Source organism: Roseococcus sp. GW821-FHT12F05, from assembly GCF_058806835.1.
In genome coordinates this window covers 39,220-54,217 of the sequence record NZ_JBXAQB010000022.1, presented here as the reverse complement: position 1 = coordinate 54,217, position 14,998 = coordinate 39,220, and the positions used below count along the sequence as shown (strand labels likewise).

At 68.2% G+C, this 14,998-nt stretch carries 22 protein-coding genes; 10 read left to right on the top strand and 12 right to left on the bottom strand.

Features of this window, described 5'->3' with window-relative positions; translation table 11 throughout:
- The first annotated feature begins 1 nt into the window (after position 1).
- From AC1ROY_RS32245 to AC1ROY_RS32235, 3 genes are read left to right on the top strand one after another with little or no spacing between them, the layout of a single operon-like run.
- Positions 2-1,240 carry an MFS transporter gene (locus AC1ROY_RS32245; RefSeq protein WP_493153053.1) on the top strand — a complete coding sequence of 413 codons (1,239 nt, stop codon included), beginning with the start codon at positions 2-4 and terminating at the stop codon, positions 1,238-1,240.
- Positions 1,237-2,118, top strand: coding sequence for a polyphosphate kinase 2 family protein (locus tag AC1ROY_RS32240; RefSeq protein ID WP_493153052.1), 882 nt, complete (start codon positions 1,237-1,239; stop codon positions 2,116-2,118). Before AC1ROY_RS32245 ends, AC1ROY_RS32240 begins: the two co-directional genes overlap by 4 nt.
- On the top strand, positions 2,115-2,999 hold the full coding sequence (locus AC1ROY_RS32235; RefSeq protein ID WP_493153051.1) for a gamma-glutamylcyclotransferase: 885 nt from the start codon (positions 2,115-2,117) through the stop codon (positions 2,997-2,999). Before AC1ROY_RS32240 ends, AC1ROY_RS32235 begins: the two co-directional genes overlap by 4 nt.
- On the opposite strand, the gene AC1ROY_RS32230 is transcribed toward AC1ROY_RS32235, so the two are convergent.
- On the bottom strand, positions 2,996-3,442 hold the full coding sequence (locus AC1ROY_RS32230) for a MarR family winged helix-turn-helix transcriptional regulator (RefSeq protein WP_493153050.1): 447 nt from the start codon (positions 3,440-3,442) through the stop codon (positions 2,996-2,998). The genes AC1ROY_RS32235 and AC1ROY_RS32230 overlap by 4 nt on opposite strands.
- Before the next feature lie 69 nt (positions 3,443-3,511).
- On the opposite strand from AC1ROY_RS32230, the gene AC1ROY_RS32225 reads away from it, so the two are divergent.
- From AC1ROY_RS32225 to AC1ROY_RS32205, 5 genes are all read left to right on the top strand, one after another.
- Positions 3,512-3,913 carry a nuclear transport factor 2 family protein gene (locus AC1ROY_RS32225; protein ID WP_493153049.1) on the top strand — a complete coding sequence of 134 codons (402 nt, stop codon included), beginning with the start codon at positions 3,512-3,514 and terminating at the stop codon, positions 3,911-3,913.
- Between the two features lie 104 nt (positions 3,914-4,017).
- A complete protein-coding gene (locus AC1ROY_RS32220) occupies positions 4,018-4,200 on the top strand; it encodes a CsbD family protein (protein ID WP_493153048.1) in 183 nt (60 codons plus the stop codon).
- Between the two features lie 133 nt (positions 4,201-4,333).
- Positions 4,334-5,269 carry a 2-dehydropantoate 2-reductase gene (locus tag AC1ROY_RS32215; RefSeq protein WP_493153047.1) on the top strand — a complete coding sequence of 312 codons (936 nt, stop codon included), beginning with the start codon at positions 4,334-4,336 and terminating at the stop codon, positions 5,267-5,269.
- A complete protein-coding gene (locus AC1ROY_RS32210) occupies positions 5,269-6,249 on the top strand; it encodes a phosphoribosylaminoimidazolesuccinocarboxamide synthase (protein WP_493153046.1) in 981 nt (326 codons plus the stop codon). Before AC1ROY_RS32215 ends, AC1ROY_RS32210 begins: the two co-directional genes overlap by 1 nt.
- A 62-nt stretch (positions 6,250-6,311) precedes the next feature.
- On the top strand, positions 6,312-6,524 hold the full coding sequence (locus tag AC1ROY_RS32205; protein ID WP_493153045.1) for a hypothetical protein: 213 nt from the start codon (positions 6,312-6,314) through the stop codon (positions 6,522-6,524).
- Between the two features lie 15 nt (positions 6,525-6,539).
- Here the strand turns inward: AC1ROY_RS32205 and AC1ROY_RS32200 are convergent, their stop codons facing one another.
- Both AC1ROY_RS32200 and AC1ROY_RS32195 read right to left on the bottom strand, forming a co-directional pair.
- Entirely contained in the window at positions 6,540-7,097 is a 558-nt protein-coding gene (locus AC1ROY_RS32200) for an alpha/beta family hydrolase (protein ID WP_493153044.1), read from the bottom strand.
- A gap of 144 nt (positions 7,098-7,241) precedes the next feature.
- Positions 7,242-7,571 (bottom strand): hypothetical protein, encoded by a 330-nt coding sequence (locus AC1ROY_RS32195; protein ID WP_493153043.1) that lies wholly within the window; start codon positions 7,569-7,571, stop codon positions 7,242-7,244.
- Positions 7,572-7,681: 110 nt separating this feature from the next.
- Between AC1ROY_RS32195 and AC1ROY_RS32190 the strand changes: the two genes are divergently transcribed.
- Entirely contained in the window at positions 7,682-8,059 is a 378-nt protein-coding gene (locus tag AC1ROY_RS32190) for a DUF6894 family protein (RefSeq protein WP_493153042.1), read from the top strand.
- A gap of 148 nt (positions 8,060-8,207) precedes the next feature.
- On the opposite strand, the gene AC1ROY_RS32185 is transcribed toward AC1ROY_RS32190, so the two are convergent.
- The 5 genes from AC1ROY_RS32185 to AC1ROY_RS32165 form a co-directional block, all read right to left on the bottom strand.
- Entirely contained in the window at positions 8,208-8,429 is a 222-nt protein-coding gene (locus tag AC1ROY_RS32185) for a hypothetical protein (RefSeq protein WP_493153041.1), read from the bottom strand.
- Positions 8,430-8,655: 226 nt separating this feature from the next.
- The gene (locus tag AC1ROY_RS32180; protein ID WP_493153040.1) at positions 8,656-8,949 is read right to left on the bottom strand and encodes a hypothetical protein; all 294 of its coding nucleotides are present in this window, start codon (positions 8,947-8,949) and stop codon (positions 8,656-8,658) included.
- 82 nt (positions 8,950-9,031) lie between these two features.
- Positions 9,032-9,535, bottom strand: a complete 504-nt coding sequence (locus AC1ROY_RS32175; RefSeq protein ID WP_493153039.1) for an SGNH/GDSL hydrolase family protein — start codon at positions 9,533-9,535, stop codon at positions 9,032-9,034.
- Positions 9,532-10,197, bottom strand: a complete 666-nt coding sequence (locus AC1ROY_RS32170) for a glycoside hydrolase family 108 protein (RefSeq protein WP_493153038.1) — start codon at positions 10,195-10,197, stop codon at positions 9,532-9,534. Before AC1ROY_RS32170 ends, AC1ROY_RS32175 begins: the two co-directional genes overlap by 4 nt.
- Positions 10,194-10,511 carry a hypothetical protein gene (locus AC1ROY_RS32165; protein ID WP_493153037.1) on the bottom strand — a complete coding sequence of 106 codons (318 nt, stop codon included), beginning with the start codon at positions 10,509-10,511 and terminating at the stop codon, positions 10,194-10,196. The genes AC1ROY_RS32170 and AC1ROY_RS32165 overlap by 4 nt, the downstream gene beginning before the upstream one ends.
- A gap of 247 nt (positions 10,512-10,758) precedes the next feature.
- Between AC1ROY_RS32165 and AC1ROY_RS32160 the strand changes: the two genes are divergently transcribed.
- Positions 10,759-11,004: a hypothetical protein gene (locus AC1ROY_RS32160; protein WP_493153036.1), complete on the top strand. Its 246-nt coding sequence runs from the start codon at positions 10,759-10,761 to the stop codon at positions 11,002-11,004.
- 4 nt (positions 11,005-11,008) lie between these two features.
- Here the strand turns inward: AC1ROY_RS32160 and AC1ROY_RS32155 are convergent, their stop codons facing one another.
- The 4 genes from AC1ROY_RS32155 to AC1ROY_RS32140 are packed head-to-tail and all read right to left on the bottom strand — an operon-like array spanning position 11,009 to position 14,954.
- On the bottom strand, positions 11,009-11,491 hold the full coding sequence (locus tag AC1ROY_RS32155; RefSeq protein ID WP_493153035.1) for a hypothetical protein: 483 nt from the start codon (positions 11,489-11,491) through the stop codon (positions 11,009-11,011).
- A 47-nt stretch (positions 11,492-11,538) separates the two neighbouring features.
- Complete coding sequence (locus AC1ROY_RS32150; protein WP_493153034.1) at positions 11,539-11,706, bottom strand: hypothetical protein; 168 nt, start codon at positions 11,704-11,706, stop codon at positions 11,539-11,541.
- Positions 11,707-11,718: 12 nt separating this feature from the next.
- Positions 11,719-12,549, bottom strand: a complete 831-nt coding sequence (locus AC1ROY_RS32145) for a hypothetical protein (protein ID WP_493153033.1) — start codon at positions 12,547-12,549, stop codon at positions 11,719-11,721.
- Complete coding sequence (locus AC1ROY_RS32140; RefSeq protein ID WP_493153032.1) at positions 12,546-14,954, bottom strand: hypothetical protein; 2,409 nt, start codon at positions 14,952-14,954, stop codon at positions 12,546-12,548. Before AC1ROY_RS32140 ends, AC1ROY_RS32145 begins: the two co-directional genes overlap by 4 nt.
- Positions 14,955-14,998 lie beyond the last annotated feature (44 nt).

The following is a 14,998-nucleotide window of genomic DNA, read 5'->3' as shown; positions in this document are numbered from 1 at the left end:
GATGCGCACCTTCTTCCGGATCACTTTCCCGCTCGCCCTGGTGAACTTCCTGAACCAGGCGAGCCGCGCGGTGATGGCCGTGATCGGGCCGATGCTGGCGCTGGAATTCTCCCTCTCCGCCTCCGACCTCGGGCTGCTCGCCGCCATCCTCTTCGCGGCCTATGGGCTGTCGCAGCTGCCCGTCGGCCTCGCGCTGGACATGTTCGGCGCGCGGCGGGTGCAGACGGTGCTCTCGCTGACCGCCGGCCTCGGCTTCCTCATCTGCGCGATGGCCGACGACGTGATCCTCCTGGGCATCGGGCGCTTCGTCACCGGCATCGGCATCTCGGCCGGGCTGATGGCGATGCTCAAGGCCAATACGCAATGGTTCCCGCGCGCGAAGGTCGCCGCCATGACGGGCAGCGGCGTCTTCGTCGGCGCGCTGGGCGGCATGGTCGCGACCTTGCCCATGCAGGCGCTGATCCCGCTGACCGGCTGGCGCGGCGGCTTCCTTATCTTCGCGGTGCTGAGCTGCATCGTGGCCGCGTGGATCTGGGTCTCCGTCGCCGACGCGCCGCCCGGCCATGTCCGCCCGCCGCGGCGCAGCCTGGTGACGGAGATCACCGCCTTCGGCCCCATCTTCGCCCACCCCTATTTCCGCCGCTTCGTCCCGGCGATCCTGATGCTGACGGCGATGAACTTCGTCTATCAGGGGCTCTGGGCGGGGCCCTGGCTGCGCGACGTCGCCGGGCTCGACGACCATGCGCGCGGGGTCGTGCTCTTCACCTATGCCTGCGGCGCGGCGGCGGGCAGCCTGCTCACCGGCCAGGCCGCGAGCTTCTTCCAAGCCCGCGGCTTCTCGCCCCTGATGGTGCCGTCCATCGCCATGGGCGCGCTGCTGACCATCCAGGCCATCCTGATCTTCGCGCCGCCTTCGGGCGTGCCGGCGTTGGGGCTGATCTGGCTCTGCTTCGCCATGGCGGCCTCGGGCGGGCCGGCCGGCTATGCCGCCGTGGGCCAGCGCTTCGGGCCGGAGCTGGCGGGCCGGGTGGCGACGGCCATCAATGCCTCGATGCTCACCATGGTCTTCCTCCTGCAGGTCGCGATCGGCGCTATCCTCGACCTCTGGCCGCGCGCGGCCGACGGCGGCTGGAACGCGACGGGCTATGGCTGGGCCATGGGGCTCACCCTCGCCATCCAGGGCGCCTTCGTGCTGCGGGCCTGGCGCGGCCGCAAGCTGCTGGGAGCAACGGCGACATGAAGAAGATCGACATCGAGGACATCCTGGCGCGCTACCGCATCGAGAAGGGCAAGGGCTTCCGGCTGAAGAACTACGCGCCGGACGACACGGCCGGGCTCCACCTCTCCAAGGACGAGGCGACGGAGCTGCTGCGCAAGGGCGTGGACCGGCTCTCCACGCAACAGGATAAGCTCTACGCGCAGGACCGCTGGGCCGTGCTCTGCATCTTCCAGGCGATGGACGCGGCGGGCAAGGACGGCACGATCAAGCACGTCTTCTCCGGGCTGAACCCGCAGGGCTGCCACGTCGCGGCCTTCAAGCAGCCGAGCACGACGGAGCTGGACCACGACTTCCTCTGGCGCCACGGCGCGGCGCTGCCGGCGCGCGGGCAGATCGGCATCCACAACCGCAGCTGGTACGAGGAGGTGCTGGTCGCGCGCGTGCATCCCGAGATCCTGGCGCATCAGAAGCTCCCGCCGCGGCTGGTGACGAAGCACATCTGGACCGAGCGGCTGGAGGACATCGCGGGCTTCGAGCGCTACCTCTCGCGGCAGGGCATCGTGGTGCTGAAGTTCTTCCTCAACGTCTCGCTGGAGGAGCAGAAGAAGCGCTTCCTCGAGCGGCTCGACGAGCCCGAGAAGAACTGGAAGTTCTCGGCGGCCGACGTCGCGGAGCGGGGGCACTGGGATGCCTACAGGGTGGCCTATGAGCAGGCGATCGCCGCGACCGCCACGCCCGCCTCGCCCTGGTACGTGGTCCCGGCGGACCGGAAGTGGTTCACGCGGCTGGTGGTGGTCGCCGCGATCAACCGGGCGCTGCGGGCGCTGGACCTGCGCTATCCGGAGGTGACGGAGGAGGAGCGCGTGGCCCTGACCGAAGCGCGCGCCACGCTGGAATGACGTTCTACTTCGCCTATGGCTCCAACCTCGACGCGGAGGATTGGACCGGCTTCTGCGCACGCCACGTATGTCCCGAAGCCCGGCTCGAGCCGGTGAGCCCCGCGCTGCTGCTGGATGTGGAGCTGGCCTTCGACCGCCATTCCCGCTCGCGGCAGGGCGGCGTGCTGAACCTGCGCGAGCGCCCGGGCCAGGCCGTGGAGGGCATGCTCTTCCGCGCCGATGCCGCGACCCTGCTCGCGCTCGACGCCAAGGAAGGCGCGCCCCGCCACTATGCGCGCGTCCAGCGCCATGCGGTGCTGCCGGACGGCACCGTGGTCGAGGCCATGACCTATGTCGGGCCGAGCCAGGGCTTTCACCCGCCGCATGCCGACTACCTCGCCGTGGTGCGGCGCGGGCAGCTCGCCCACGGGCTGGCGCATGGGATGATGGACGCCGTGGCCCGCGGCGAGGCGCCAGCGCTGACCATCCGGCACCTTTTCGTCTACGGCACGCTGATGGAGGGCGAGGCGAACGCGCACCACCTCGCCGGCGTGCCGCGCCTCGCGGGAATCCTGCGCGGCGTCCTGCATGATTGCGGCCCCTACCCGGCCCTGGCGCTCGGCGACGGCGAGGTCCAGGGCGAGGTGGTGGAGCTGCCGCTGGAGCGCCTCGCCGGCATGGACGCGCTGGAGGGCGTGGCCCCGGCCGGCGCGCCCGACGGCTGGTATCGCCGGACGGTGCTGCCGGTGCGCACGCCGGCGGTCCTGCTGCGCGCCTATGTCTACGTGATGGACGACCCTTCGCGCTTCCCGCGCATCGCGGGCGGCGACTGGCGCAGCGTCGGCGACCGCCACGCGACCTGGGCGGCCTATGCGGCGCGCACGCCGGAGGATGAGCGCTAGCTTTCCAGCGCCGCCACGACCTTCTCCAGCACGCGGCGTAAGGTGCGCATCTCGGCGGCGCCGACCTTCGCGACCAATTCCTCCTCCGCCTCGGCGCTGAGGGCGAGCATCATGGCCATCAGCTTCCGCCCCTTCGCCGTCAGCCGGACCAGCCGCGCGCGGCCGTCGCTCGGGTCCGGCACGGCGGCGAGGAAGCCGAGGCCGGTCAGGTCCTCCACCAGATAGGCCATGCTCTGCTTGGCCATGCCGGCGCGCTCGGCGAGCTCGGTGAGGCGCGAGCCGCCGGGGCGGATGTGCCGCAGCACCGCGCCATGCGCCACGCGGATCTCGGGAAAGCCGCGCCCGGCCAGGCCGCCATAGACGCGATCGACCAGCGCCGCATACGGCAGCCGCAGCAGGGCGCCCAGCGTGCGCCGGGCCTCGGTGGGGGTGAGGTCGCTCATGGAAAGGATATTGACAGGTTCTCTGACCATCGGCAAATCGTCAGTCCATCTGACGATATAGGAAACCCCATGCTCAACGACATGATCCACGCCAACCTCGCCACCGTGGACGCGCATATCCGCGGCGAGGCGCAGGACCCCGCCTCGGTGATGGAGCTCTACACCGACGACATCGTGCTGGAGGTGCCCTCGCGCGGCCTGCGCTTCGCCGGACGCGCGGCGATCGAGGCCAACTATGTCAGAATGTTCTCCGCCATGGCCGAGGTCGAGATCCTGCCCATGGACCGCTTCGCGACACGCGAGCGCGTGGTGGACGAGTGCCTGGTCCGCTTCCGCATCGTGGCCGACGGCTTCGACAACGCCCCCTGCGGCCCCGGCGACCAAGTGGAGCTCCGGCTTCTGCACGTCTTCCACATGCGCGACGGGTTGATCGCCCGCGAGGTGGTCTTCGAGGGGTGGAAGAAGCTCTGACATCGAGGTGTCCTCGCGTCCATCGGGCAACTGTCGCGCCGCAGCAGAGTTGTTCCTGACAGGGGGAGCATCAATCCCGATGCCCCGCATCGAGGAACAGCATCATGGACAAGGATCGGATCGCGGGCGCCGCGAAGCAGGCCAAGGGCGCCATCAAGGAAGTCGCCGGCAAGGTGACGGGCGACGCCAAGCTCCAGGCCGAAGGCAAGTCCGACAAGGTCGAGGGCAAGATCCAGAACGCCGTCGGCGGGGCCAAGGACGCTGTCCGCAACGCCGTCGACAAGTAGTCGTGGAACCGGCCGGCGGGCGGACCCGCCGGCCGGCCGCCGCTTACCCGCACCACATTGACACCTGCGGGTGGAAGATGATCCTGCCGCCTCACGCGCCGCTTCCGGGCGCGGCACAGAAGGCGGCTTTTTCATGCGCATCCTCATCCTCGGCGCCGGCGCGCTCGGCGGCTATTACGGGGCCCGGCTCATCCAGGGCGGCGCGGCCGAGGAGGTCGCCTTCCTGGTGCGCCCGAAGCGCCAGGCGCAGATCGCGAAGGAAGGGCTCGTCGTCCAGAGCCCCATCGGCGACTTCACCCTGCCGGTGAAGACCGTCACGGCGGACGCCCCCGGCAACCACTGGGATGTCGTGCTGCTGAGCTGCAAGTCTTACGATCTCGCCTCGGCGATCGAAGCCATCCGCCCGGCCATGGGCCCGGATACGGCGGTTCTGCCCGTGCTGAACGGCATGTCGCACCTGACGACGCTGCAGGAGGCCTTCGGCGAGCAGGCCGTGCTGGGCGGCGTCGCGAAGATCGCGGCCACGCTGACGCCCGAAGGCCATATCCGCCACATGCAGCCGCCGGCCGACATCCTCTTCGGCGAGATCGCCGGCGGCATGTCCCCGCGCGTCGAGGCGCTGGCCAAGGCCTTCGAGGCGGCCCCGCACATCAAGACCACCGCCTCCGAGAACATCATGGACGAGATGTGGGCCAAGCTGGTCATGCTCGGCTCGCTCGCCGCGCTGACGGTGATGATGCGCGGCAACATCGGCCAGATCATCCGCGCCGGCGGGCAGGAGCTGATCCTGCGCATGTTCCGGCTGTCGGCCGCCATCGCGGCGGCGAACGGCCACCCGGTGCCGGAGGCGACGCTCACCGGCATGGAGCGCATGTTCACCAACCCCAAATCGACCTCGACCGCCTCCATGTTCCGCGACCTGCAGGCCGGCGGCCCCATCGAGATCGACCATGTCGTCGGCTTCCTCGTGGAGGCCGGCAAGGGCGCCGCGCTGGACGTCACGCTGCTCGAGGCCGCGCTGGTCAACGGCCGGACCTACGAGGCGCAGCGCGCCGAGGCCGCCGCCTGATGCTGGACATCGAGGCGCTCCGCCCGCTCGCGCATCTCGTCCTCCGCGACGCGGAGATCCCCGAGCTGCCGAACCACTACGGCGGCAAGGTGCGCGAGAACTACGACCTGCCGGACGGAAGCCGCGTGCTCATCGCGACCGACCGGCTGAGCGCCTTCGACCGCATCCTCTGCGCCATTCCCTTCAAGGGCCAGGTGCTGACGCAGACCGCCCGCCACTGGTTCGAGCACACCGCCGACATCTGCCCGAACCACGTGCTGGCCTATCCGGACCCGAACGTCGTGATCGGGAAGCGGCTGGACATCCTGCCGGTCGAGATCGTGGTGCGCGACTACCTCGCGGGCACGACCAGCACCTCGGTGCTGACCATGTACAAGGCCGGGAAGCGCGAGATGTACGGGCTCCGCCTGCCCGAGGGGATGCGCGACAACCAGCGCCTGCCCCAGCCCATCATCACGCCGACCAGCAAGGCCTTTCACGGCGACCACGATGCCCCGCTCTCGGCGAAGGAGATCCTGGACGGCGGGCTGCTGACCCAGGCGCAGTGGGACCAGCTGAGCGAATACGCCCTGGCCCTCTTCGCCCGGGGCCAGAAGCTTGCGGCGGAGCGCGGGCTGATCCTCGCCGACACCAAGTACGAGTTCGGCACGGATGCCGATGGCCGCATCATCCTGGCCGACGAGATCCACACCCCCGACAGCAGCCGCTACTGGCGGGCCGGAAGCTACCCGGCGCGGTTCGAGGCGGGCGAGAAGCCGGAGAGCTTCGACAAGGACTTCGTGCGGAACTGGGTGGCCGCGCGCTGCGACCCCTACCGCGACGAGATCCCCGAGATTCCGGAGGAGCTGATCCTCGGGACGGCGGCGGTCTATATCGAGGCCTTCGAGACCATCACGGGCCGGAAATTCGAGCTGCCGGTGGGCGAGACCTCGGTGCTGGAGCGGGTGCGGCGGAATCTGAAGCCCCTCTTCACGGCGTGAGCCTCGCCTGAGGCACCCCGGTTCTGATAGGCTCCGCTCCACGACACCCAGGAGGCAAACCCATGCGTCCGAGCCGACAGCGCGCCACGTGGCGGGACAATGCGATCGCGGCGCTGTTTCTCGCGGCTTTCGTCCTATTGCCCTTCGCGGCCTGGTCGCAGCACCTCTATTCCTGTGGCGCGGACGACCGCTGGGCCTTCGCCACGGTCGGCGCGATCGTCTTCCCGATCGGCGTCGTGCATGGGACAGGGGTGTGGTTCGGGCTCTGGGGCTGACGCCCCGGCCGCGGCTCAGGCTTCGACTGGACTCAGATGCCGACGGCAGAATCCTTCGAGGAGGTCGGCGATCCGATCCCATTCGCGCTCGGGGACGCTGAAATCATGGGCGCAATCGAAGAAGCGGACAGTCACGGCCGCTGACAGCTCGTATCTGTGGAGGATGTCCAGGCCGCCATAGGGGTCCGACATGCCCTGCAGGATTAAGGTGGGCGTGGCGATCCGCGCGAGATGGGAATATCGCTCGGGCTCGTCCGGCCGCTTCGGATGCCGGAACGGGTAGCCCAGGCAGATCAGCGCGGAAACCGCGCCGCTCGCGGCGAAAAGGGAGGCGACCCGCGCGCCGGAAGACCGGCCGATCACGATCTTCGGCCCGCGATCGGCCAAAGCGAGATCCCTGAGAACGGTCAGCCGAGCCGGGATGTCCGTGTTCAGTTTCTCGTCGCCTGCATGGGCGATCATGTCCCGCTGGGCGGTCCAGCGGCGGAATCTCATCCGCTGCCGCAAGGATCTCTCAATTCGTGATCGCCGGTCGAAGGAATCGCCGTCGAGGTAAAACACGGAATCAAGCATGGATGCTCACCGAGGGGCTGGCATCGGGGCGAGAGGATTCGAACCTCCGACCTCCTGCTCCCAAAGCAGGCCGGACACCGCCTTCAGAGTCAATATTTTCAATAGCTTGATGCCACTCTTGCGCCATACGACCTACCTCGGCACTCAGTTGGCACTCAGTGCAGCCCGCGCCGCATTCCGACACGCCACCAGCGCGGCCAGGGTCGTGTTCGCCTGGGTGACTGCCGCGGGCTGATCCCGATCGACATCGTTCACCTGCTCCTCCGCGTCGATGACGCCGGCGTCCAGGTGCTCCAGCATGGCGGCGATGCGCTCCAGCACCACGTCATCCTCGACGGACTTCCGCCACTCGCCGATGATGATCTCGACCTCCCGCGCCATGCGGGCGGGGGCCGCTCCTCGGCCGGCGAGATCCACGATGCACTGGACTGCCCCATCGAGCGGACGGACGCGGGATTTCGCTTGCGTCGGCATCTTATGCGCTCCGTTCTGCAGAGGGGAACATATTTGGAACATCGCAGCAGTTCAAGGCTCAAGCGCAATGGCCGGCAGGCGATCGAAACCCCACGTTGCTGAGTCGGTTCATGTCTGGGCATGTAAACGGTCCAGGCGAGGAGACGGTGCCGCGGTTCTTTTTCGACATCGACCATACCGGCGAGCTAAGGCGAGATGAGTACGGCGTGGAACTCGATGACGCCGAGACGGCTCGCGTTCAGGCCATTGGAATGGCACACGCCACTGCCGGAAAGCTCAAGCCTGTCGGGGAGTGGGCCAGCGTTCTCTGCAAAATTCGCGATGCCTCAGGGCGGGCTATCTACTCGGTATCTGTGACCTTCGTCGGGCGCTGGGAGAATGCTCCAGCGCCGATCATGGATCCGGCTGCTCCAGGCGAACAGGATCGTCCACGTTTCCCGCACCGACGCTCACCAGGGCGTTTCGACCGCCGCATCCCCGACAAATGAAGAACAGCCCCTGCTCGTCCGGCGGCGGGACGTAGGCCGGCGTCACGTCCATCGCGCAATGTCGGCAGGTCCACATAGGGGAAGGTTAGCACTGCGCTGCCGGCGCTCAAACCCAAAAAGCCCCGCGCGGCCAAGCCGGCGGTAGGCGTCAGGCTGGCTGGCCCTGGGCCTGCACATAGGCCAGCCACACGCTTTGAGCGGCCTCCAGCTCGATTGGATCGATCTCGCTTCGGCCTATAATCTCGCTGTGCAGATCGTCCCACGTCGTTGCCCCCGACAATCTACCGTCGGCCAAGGCTTGCTCCACGAAGGTAGCCTCAGGTGAATCTTCGAACCTGCAGGTTTCGAGGTACTCCTGAAATGAAACCATCGCGCGCGCCTCCCAAATGGCACAGCCTGAACGCGCCTACATCGATGGCGTTGGCAACCTCGGAAGCGAAAACGACGAGTCCTGACAACGCAAAAAGCCCCGCCGGGGCGTCCGGCGGGGCGAGTTGAATCCTATCAGCGCTGGTTCGCGGAACTTGGCATAGCCCAGAGCTGCGCTGCAACAAAAAGCCCCGCGCCGGTCTCCCCGGCCGGGCTTGGCGACGCACTTATCCGAAGACTTTGATCAAGCCGGCGATCACGAGCACCGACAAGACGAAACCCATCAGCTGGATGGTTGTCGGCAGTTGGGAAACTCGCCCGTCTACTTTTGCAAGATCAGCTTCCAGCTTCCGCGTGCTCGCATCAATGCGCGTTAGCAGGGGTTCAACCCGGGCAAGCGTCATTTTCAGCTCTGCCATACGTTCCTCTAATGCATGAAACCGAGCGGCTCGCTCCTCTGCATCCCAGCGGCGGGTTATCGCCTGACGCTTTGCCTCTTTTCTTTGTTCTTCGGGGTCCATGGCGTGGCTCACTCACGTATCTGAGACGCCCAAAGGGCAAATTTCAAGCACTGCGCGTTGGTTGGGCTGCCGCCCAACCTAGTCAGGGCGGCCGCAGGTCCCGCCACCAGCGCCGATAGGCTGTGGCATCAGGGTGGACGCCATCACCCCCGATCGGCTCGCACCGCGCCGGCCGCCCTCGATGCACCGGCAGCCCGCCAGCAGGCTCTGCAGCCGCGTCCAGCCAGGCGCTGGCCCGCTCCATCGCCGGCCGGGCCGGAAAGCACGCCGGCGTGGCCCAGACGACCCTGCGCGGCCGCCACCAGCCCACCAGCTCGGCGACGCGCGCCGGATAGGCCCTGGCCCACGCCTCGGTCATGCCGGGCAGGTCGTTGGTCCCGATCACCACGACCAGCGTGTCGACGCACCGCGGCGCGACCGTGCGGGCCCAGGAGAGGCCGGCGCCGCGCTGGGCGATGACCTCGTAGCCGTCGGCGCGGGCGTAGGGCGCCATGCCCTGTGCCAGGCTGTCGCCCAGCAGGAGGTTCGGGCAGGCGCGGGCGGTGACGGGGAGCAGGAGCGCCAGCAGGATGAGGAGGCGCGTCACGCCAGCCTTCCATTGGCAGCGTCCCGCACGTCCTCGACCCGGCGCGACCAGCCCTTCCTGAAGGTTGGCCAGGCCGGAAGCCCTCGCAGGAACTCCAGCCGCGCGTCGCAATAGGCGTCGATCAGCGCCCGACGATTCGAGGGGGGGACGGCGCTGACCGCGGCCAGGGTGACTGGCCCGATGCCTCCATCCTGCGTGACGCCGACCAGCCTCTGAATCGCCTTGGCAGCACGGCCGGGCCCGCTGTTCACCGCGAAGTCGAACAGGGCCAGGTCGACGCCGGGCGGCAGCTTGTCGCCCTGGATGGCGTTCCAGTACCGCGCCCTGTAGATGGCGCCGGCCTCGGCGACGGTGAGGTCGCGCACCTCATCCACCGTCACCGGCCGGCCCCGCCACTCGGCCAGCACCGCGCGCGTGATGCCGCGGTTGGTCGCGCCGCCCGGGTCGGCCGGGTGGTTCACGAATCCGCCCTCGTGCCTCAGCACCTCGGCAAGGCATGAGCCGAAGCGATCCGCCGGAGCATCGCCGACGGCCGAAACGGGAATCCCCGCAGCGGGCAGCGTGAGGCCACCCAGCATGTCGGCCGGCGCGGGCGGGATCGGCGATGCGGGCACGGGCTTCGGCGCGCCGAAGAGCCTCGCCAGGATGGACCAGAGGTTCATGCCGCCGGCCCGCCCGGCAGATGCGGACGCAGCTGATCGAGCACCTTGCCCGCCACCTCATCCGCGAGCCCGGGTGCGACAATCGGCTCCAGCGTGGCCGTGACGCCGACGATCGAATCCGGCAGCGCCTCCTTCTGCGCCTTGGTCGCGCGCCATGACCAGACGGCCGTGCCTGCTACCACCAGCGGCCCGGCGAGCGTGTCGGCGACATTGCCCCAGAGACCGGCGTCGCCGACGCCAGCACGGGTAAGCCAGCCGCCCAGGGCGAGCAGCAGCATGCGCACGGCCCAGGGGCCGACGGTCTTGAGGTCCATGATACTCTCCATGAGGTTGAATCTATTGCGGAAGAACGTGTTGCACTGCGGCATGTGCGGTGCTGTGTTCCGGCCGCTGGCTGAGACGGCGGACGGCATTGGCCGAACGCGTTCTGCGCGCTCCTCGAGCGGGGGCTCGAGTCTGCCGTTTCAGTCAGCGCCGAGAGGATGCCGCTGCCCGCAGCGGGGGTTCCCTGAATCGAAGGGTGGCGAAGCAGCTACTCGGCCAGTCGCGCGTTATTCGTCGATGCCCGACAGCCGCGACCTTTTCGAAATTCAGATGCGCATCTGCGAACTGGAGTCCCGCGTCGAAAGCTGTCGCGCGGTTGTTCAGGAGGTCGAGCGCCAGGGCCGCTACCATCTCCGCCGCGAGGCGCAATCGATGCTTGAGAACGCGGTGCGCCTACTGACCATCGAGCGCGAGCACCTCGAAACTCTGGCGGGTGACCCTGAGGCAAACAGCCGGCGCAATGCCGGCGGAGGTCTCGATTGACGCGCTACGCTGCGCGGCCGCGCTCGACCTGATCCAGGCGCGTTTCCAGGCGGTCGAGTGCGCCCATGAGGTTGTCCAGCTTCTCGCCCAGCACCGGCACCTTCACGAGCTGTTGAGCGATGCTCTCGATCTTGCCGGACAGTTCGCGCACGTCTTCGCGTGTGGCCGCGGTCCGTTCGATGGTCCGCAACTCCACCGCCAGCGCGGCGGTCCGTTGGTCCAGATTGGCAAAGTCGTGGCGGCGCGTGCTCGCCTCAGCTTCCACCACCTTCTCCGCGAAGAGCCGCAGCCCCTCCTTCTGCTCGTCGAGCGAGCGGCGCAGGGAATCACTCCGCGTGCTGACGTCCGCACGCACCGACTGCATCTCCACGCCGAACTTGTCCTGCAGCTCCCGCAGCGAGCGCGCGAAGAACCAGACCAGCCCGGCGATGGCGCAGATCACCGTGAAGGCGAAGCCGGCAATGCCGACCACCGCGTTGATGTTCATGCGGGGATCTCCAGCAGCTGGTGGAGCAGGGATCGCTTCACGACGGCTCAGTCGTCCTCGGGCGGCGGCAGGGGCACGATCTCGCTGTCGGGCCGGCCGTCGTCCAGGATGGCGCTCCAGCCCGCGGGCGGAGCCCAGTTCTGGCCGTTCCAGCCGAAGCGCTCGCGCGCGACGCCGGCGGGATCGATCAGCAGGTAGTTCTGATATGCGGCCATGGATCTCTCTCCTCAGATCGTCAGCGCGAAATCGTCGCGAATGAGCTGCTGCCACCAGCCCAGCTTCGCGGCATTAGCCGGGTCGTGCAGGGCGAGCGTGTCCAGGCCGACCATCGCCAGGTCCATGTTGGAGCCATTGTTGCTGGCCCCCGTGGTCGTACCGATGCCGGTGCCTGTGCTGTCCACGTCGCCCGACGCGGTGCTCTCCGTCCAGTGGGTCCCGCCGTCGACCGAGCAGGCGAGTTTCTTGGTGTCGCCCCGGTAGGAGCAAAAGAGCGGGAAGAACACGTCGAGCGGCCGGTTGATGATCTTGGCCGAGAGCGCCAGCCCGGAGCCAGCGCGGCAGAGCACGTTCTCGCCGTCGTTGATCGTCCAGGTGATCTCGATCCGATGATCGAGCGTGCCGGTGCCGCCGGACGCCAGCGCATTCCAGACGCGCATCGTCGGGTAGCCGTTTGCATTCACACCTCCGGCCTTCAGGACGAGGATCTTCGTCCACGAGAGACCCACCCCGGCGGGGAAACTCGGAAAGAGCATGTAGTCGCCAGCGCCGGTGGGATTGGTCGCGAAACGCGCGATGGCGCGGCCGTTGATCTGGTTCGCGACCAGCAGGGGGCGGCTCGCCGCAGAGTTCTGCTGGAGCGTCCGGCCACCCGACGCCTTCTGCGTGAGCCACTGGTAGAGGTCGGTGCCGGCGAGCGACACCGTGTAGCCGGAATCGGGGTGCAGCCACTCGTTGGTCGTCGCGTCGGCCCCGATCACTTCATCGTAATTCGGCTTGAGCTTGGCGCCGGCCGGGGCCGTCGCGCCAGGCATGGCGGTGCGGAAGCGGGTCTCGCTCATTGGGTCACTACCCCGTCATAGGTGATGGTGAAGCCCGCGACACAGAGCCAGTCGTCGAGCGGAAGGTCCGGCACGGCGATGCTGTTGCCGAAGGAGTTCGTCGCCTTGTAGTTGGTCCAGGCGCTGGATCGGTCGGATGTGTTGCCTGCCGGGTCGGGCTGGAAGCCGGCGCGAAGCGTCACGCTCTGGCCCGGCGCGAAGCTCGCGAGATTGATCACGGCCTCGTAGCCGCCGCCCAGGCTGCCGGAGAGCGCCGCGCTCGAGATGGCCCCGGCGGTGCCCGCCGCCTTGTACCAGCCGTAATGCGTGGCGGCAGGGAGGGTGATCGTGTCGAGTTCCACGCCTGTGCAGCGATCCGGCAGCAGCAGCGGAACATGGACGGAGGTGCCGGATCGATAGGCGTTCGGGATATCGGCCCGGAGGCAGGTGCGGATGTCGCGATTGGTCAGCGTCGCCGGGTCGGTGCCGGCGGCGATGGCGGCGATCACCGCCTCGCGGATGATGTACTCCGCCTTGCCCTCATATTCGGCGACGACGTCATCGCCCAGCGAGACGTAATGGACGCCGCCCATGCCATAGTCGCCCTGCAGCATGTAAGTCGGGCACGAGAAGGTGGTGCGCGGGGAGAGGCCATCGGCGTTCACCACCACCATCTGCTGGCCGAGCGCCGTGTGGGCATCGACGCCGCCGGGCGTGGCGCAGAGCTGCGAGATGATCGCCCACACTGGCTCGGTCTGCTTGGTCTCCGCCTTGATGTCGATCTCTTTCTGGTCGCGGAGCGTGCGGAATGTGCCGGCCCAGGTGGCGACCGAAACGGAGCTGCGCTCGGCCTCGCCCTGGCGGAGCTTCCAGGCCGGATACCAGATGCGCGGCAGGCCATACGCGCGGGCGAAGAGGTGCGACTTCTGTCGCAGCATCTGGCCGTTCGCGTAGATATTCGTGCCCGGCACCATCGCGGTCAGGAGCTGCCCGCCATAGCCGTGCGCCTGGCCGATATAGACGTAGGGGGCGCGGCCATCGGTCAGATCACGCTGATACATCCACCGCATGGCAGCCGTGGCTGGACCTTCGGAAACGGCCTCCTTCGCCGGCACCATGTCCGGCACCGAGGAGGCCGGGATCACCTCCGTGGACGAGAAGACCGAGCCGCCACCGAACCCGCCTGACGGCATGAAGCAGTGATGCGGGGCGGGCGGCGTGGGAATCGTCGGATCGTCGGCGACCCCCGACAGGCCGAGGTTCGCGTTGCTCTGCCCGAGCGTGTCGCTGCCGATGGCGCAGAGAGCATCGACCGAAACGGCCGACGCGGTGGAGAGGAGATCGAGACGGCGAGAGAGCCGCGTCAGGCGCCCGTCCACCGTGGCGAAGAGGTCCGCCCGCGTCGGGATGGCGGTGTAGCTGCCCGGCGGCAGGGGCACCTGGGTCCGGATGTTGAGCAGGCTGTCGCTGGTCAAGGCGATATCCACACGGCCGGCCTCGGCGTCCGGCAGGCGGCGTTGGCGCAACGACCAGAAGTCCACCCCGTCCGGGACCTCGGCAAGCACCCCGAAACCCGTGGGGGCGCCGTGACGATTGGCGCTGAGGCCGGTGCGCGCCGCCAGCGTCAGCGCATCCGAAATCTCCAACAGAACGCCGATCTTGTCCGCCAGCGACTGCGAGGGCGTCGTGTCGAATTTCCAGGCATCCGGCCCGCTGGCAGCCATCCAGGCGAGGAACCACGTGACCGGATCGCTCTCCTCGCCGATCTCGATGAGGCCGCGGATATTGCGGTTGCCGTGCCGGGCGGAGCCGCTGGGGAGATTGCTCTCGACACGAAGTGCGCGCGCATCCACCCCCGGAAGCGTGTCGCTTTCCCATGTCGCTGTGCCGCCGATGTTGCGGTACTGGCCACTCTCATGACCGTCGTCGTCCACGATCAAGACGGCGATCGCATCGTCGTCGGCCATGGAAGCCCAGGCCTCCACCTCGGGCCATGTGCGGAACGGAGGCGCCGCATTTGCGACGGTGGAGCTGACGTTGGCGGCGAGTGATGCGGCCAGCGCCGCGGCTGCCTCGGCCTCCACCTTGAACCCCGAGATCGAGGTCTCCTCGTAATCCCGCGCGGTGATCGAGGAATAGACCTGCTTTTCGCCGATCCCGAAGTCTACCGGCTCGTCGCCATTGCTGGAGGCGTAGAGAATCAGCGCGGGCCGGATCAGCTCGCCGTCTTCGTTCATTCCGTACTCGCCGACCTCGAACTCGCCGAGAGATTCGTTCCGGATGGTCGCGGGCGCGGTCTTGCCGGCCGCCATGCCGGCCGCGGAGAACGTCCTGTAACCGCCGGGCTTGGCGCCGTTCAGGACGATATTGCCGAGGCCGGTGGACGTGCTGAGTTCCCACACAAGATCCTTGACGATCCGATCCATTCAGGAACCCCCGATGTCGTGAGGCCGCGCAGCAGCACGCGCGA

Excerpts from the sequence above, each read along its gene's own strand:
- AC1ROY_RS32185 (WP_493153041.1), bottom strand. The coding sequence starts at position 8,429 with ATGGTTTCATTTCAGGAGTACCTCGAAACCTGCAGGTTCGAAGATTCA.
- AC1ROY_RS32195 (WP_493153043.1), bottom strand. The coding sequence starts at position 7,571 with ATGCCGACGCAAGCGAAATCCCGCGTCCGTCCGCTCGATGGGGCAGTC.
- AC1ROY_RS32150 (WP_493153034.1), bottom strand. The coding sequence starts at position 11,706 with ATGGCCGCATATCAGAACTACCTGCTGATCGATCCCGCCGGCGTCGCG.
- AC1ROY_RS32165 (WP_493153037.1), bottom strand. The coding sequence starts at position 10,511 with ATGGACCTCAAGACCGTCGGCCCCTGGGCCGTGCGCATGCTGCTGCTC.
- AC1ROY_RS32170 (WP_493153038.1), bottom strand. The coding sequence starts at position 10,197 with ATGAACCTCTGGTCCATCCTGGCGAGGCTCTTCGGCGCGCCGAAGCCC.
- AC1ROY_RS32160 (WP_493153036.1), top strand. The coding sequence starts at position 10,759 with ATGCCCGACAGCCGCGACCTTTTCGAAATTCAGATGCGCATCTGCGAA.
- AC1ROY_RS32225 (WP_493153049.1), top strand. The coding sequence starts at position 3,512 with ATGCTCAACGACATGATCCACGCCAACCTCGCCACCGTGGACGCGCAT.
- AC1ROY_RS32220 (WP_493153048.1), top strand. The coding sequence starts at position 4,018 with ATGGACAAGGATCGGATCGCGGGCGCCGCGAAGCAGGCCAAGGGCGCC.
- AC1ROY_RS32155 (WP_493153035.1), bottom strand. The coding sequence starts at position 11,491 with ATGAACATCAACGCGGTGGTCGGCATTGCCGGCTTCGCCTTCACGGTG.
- AC1ROY_RS32240 (WP_493153052.1), top strand. The coding sequence starts at position 1,237 with ATGAAGAAGATCGACATCGAGGACATCCTGGCGCGCTACCGCATCGAG.
- AC1ROY_RS32140 (WP_493153032.1), bottom strand. The coding sequence starts at position 14,954 with ATGGATCGGATCGTCAAGGATCTTGTGTGGGAACTCAGCACGTCCACC.
- AC1ROY_RS32235 (WP_493153051.1), top strand. The coding sequence starts at position 2,115 with ATGACGTTCTACTTCGCCTATGGCTCCAACCTCGACGCGGAGGATTGG.
- AC1ROY_RS32245 (WP_493153053.1), top strand. The coding sequence starts at position 2 with ATGCGCACCTTCTTCCGGATCACTTTCCCGCTCGCCCTGGTGAACTTC.
- AC1ROY_RS32200 (WP_493153044.1), bottom strand. The coding sequence starts at position 7,097 with ATGCTTGATTCCGTGTTTTACCTCGACGGCGATTCCTTCGACCGGCGA.
- AC1ROY_RS32190 (WP_493153042.1), top strand. The coding sequence starts at position 7,682 with ATGTCTGGGCATGTAAACGGTCCAGGCGAGGAGACGGTGCCGCGGTTC.
- AC1ROY_RS32180 (WP_493153040.1), bottom strand. The coding sequence starts at position 8,949 with ATGGACCCCGAAGAACAAAGAAAAGAGGCAAAGCGTCAGGCGATAACC.
- AC1ROY_RS32145 (WP_493153033.1), bottom strand. The coding sequence starts at position 12,549 with ATGAGCGAGACCCGCTTCCGCACCGCCATGCCTGGCGCGACGGCCCCG.
- AC1ROY_RS32205 (WP_493153045.1), top strand. The coding sequence starts at position 6,312 with ATGCGTCCGAGCCGACAGCGCGCCACGTGGCGGGACAATGCGATCGCG.
- AC1ROY_RS32215 (WP_493153047.1), top strand. The coding sequence starts at position 4,334 with ATGCGCATCCTCATCCTCGGCGCCGGCGCGCTCGGCGGCTATTACGGG.
- AC1ROY_RS32210 (WP_493153046.1), top strand. The coding sequence starts at position 5,269 with ATGCTGGACATCGAGGCGCTCCGCCCGCTCGCGCATCTCGTCCTCCGC.
- AC1ROY_RS32230 (WP_493153050.1), bottom strand. The coding sequence starts at position 3,442 with ATGAGCGACCTCACCCCCACCGAGGCCCGGCGCACGCTGGGCGCCCTG.